The organism is Pseudobutyrivibrio xylanivorans, assembly GCF_010906925.1.
Lineage (GTDB): Bacteria > Bacillota > Clostridia > Lachnospirales > Lachnospiraceae > Pseudobutyrivibrio.
Window position 1 is genome coordinate 1 of record NZ_VTVE01000009.1, and the last position, 1,527, is coordinate 1,527.

At 39.4% G+C, this 1,527-nt stretch carries 1 protein-coding gene; it reads left to right on the forward strand.

Going from position 1 to position 1,527, the window contains the following annotated elements:
* Nucleotides 1–19 precede the first annotated feature (19 nt).
* A partial coding sequence (locus F0Q01_RS13630; protein WP_163927291.1) for a DUF6531 domain-containing protein occupies nt 20–1,527 on the forward strand: 1,508 nt, incomplete at its 3' end.

Consider the following 1,527-nt stretch of genomic DNA (forward strand, 5'->3'; position numbering starts at 1 on the left):
TGAGTTAGGAGAAATTGTTATGGCACGAGCAGATGCGAGTGGAAATATCGAGCGAGGAGAAGTGGATATTCAGTGGAATACCCAAAGACTTCGCTCGTATTTTAATAAATGTCAGGAAACATATGATAGCTTTTTGTCCATGTCCGATGGACTTATTAAGGCGTTTGAATCCTATGCAAATGACGAGGAGCATACAGGACCAGAGGCTGACAGTTCAAAGGCTTTTGTTACAGAAAAGCAGATACCACTTTTAATTGATATCGTGGATGATATACAAAAGCTAGAGGATTTACAGGAAAACCTAATGACATCCTTTGAGGAAAATGTAGATTCCTCTACAGCCGCTAGGATAAGCACAGCGCATCTGAGACAGGTAATGCTTGATTTTGTAGGTTTAGAAGATAACTTACAGGATGTTGGTGACAAGATAAAAGGCCTAGCAGAGAGCCTGGCAGAGACCTGTAGTGAGGTAGGGACCTACACAGTGCCAGACTATCAGCCATACTACGACGAGATGGAAAAGCTCTCTAGTAGAAATGGACTTACAGGACTTGTGCCTGAGACAAAAAAGGCTCTAGAGGATTTTGATGCAGCCCACAAAACAGATATATCCTCTAGTGATTACAAGACTATTTATGACACAATAACAGCTAATATCAGCTCCTTCATGGCAGGACTTGGGGATGGTAAATACTACGACATCACCACCTACAATGAAACAGGAGAGAGCCTTGCATGGAGATATCCAGCCAATGAATTGGAGGGAGAGGCTCTAGAAGAGTATGTTCAGTATGTAACAGATATGGATGCATATCTTAGAGGCGTAAAGCCAAGATGTGCTGTATATAAGTATGACCCTGTAAACATGTGTAATGGTAATTACATCAATGAGCATACAGACATATCTTTGGGCGGAAGATTCAAGCTTGAGTTTAAGCGCTTTTACAATGCACTGGATATTTCAGAAAAGTCCCTTGGAGTAGGCTGGACCCACTCCTTTGAAAAACGTATATACGAAGATAATGACAAGTTGAAAATAGATTATCCCGATGGAAGTAGTGGTTCATTTGCATGTATAAATGCAAAGAAGCAGCTATACATGGAAGAGCATGGTGAGCCAGGCATCCTTGAAAAGCTGACAGATGGATATGTATTAAGACAGGATAGCGGAGAGTTTGAAAGATATGATGTAAGAGGCTATCTGATAGCCTTTGGGGATAATGATGGAGAAAATGTTTCTTTAGTCTATGAAAAGTCTGAAGGAAAAAGACTTTTATCAAAAGTAGTAGCAAAGAATTCAAATACATTAACATTCTCCTATTTTAAAGATGGAAAAAATCTAGGACTTATAGAAAAGGTGACTGACCAGACAGGCCGGTCTGTTTTTTATGCCTATGAAGATAGAAGACTTGTAGAGATCAAAGAACCAGATCAAGCTACAAGAAGATTTACATACGATAGTGAAAATAGAATAAAGGATGTGATTAATCCAAAGGGAATTACATCTATCACAAATGAGTATGACAG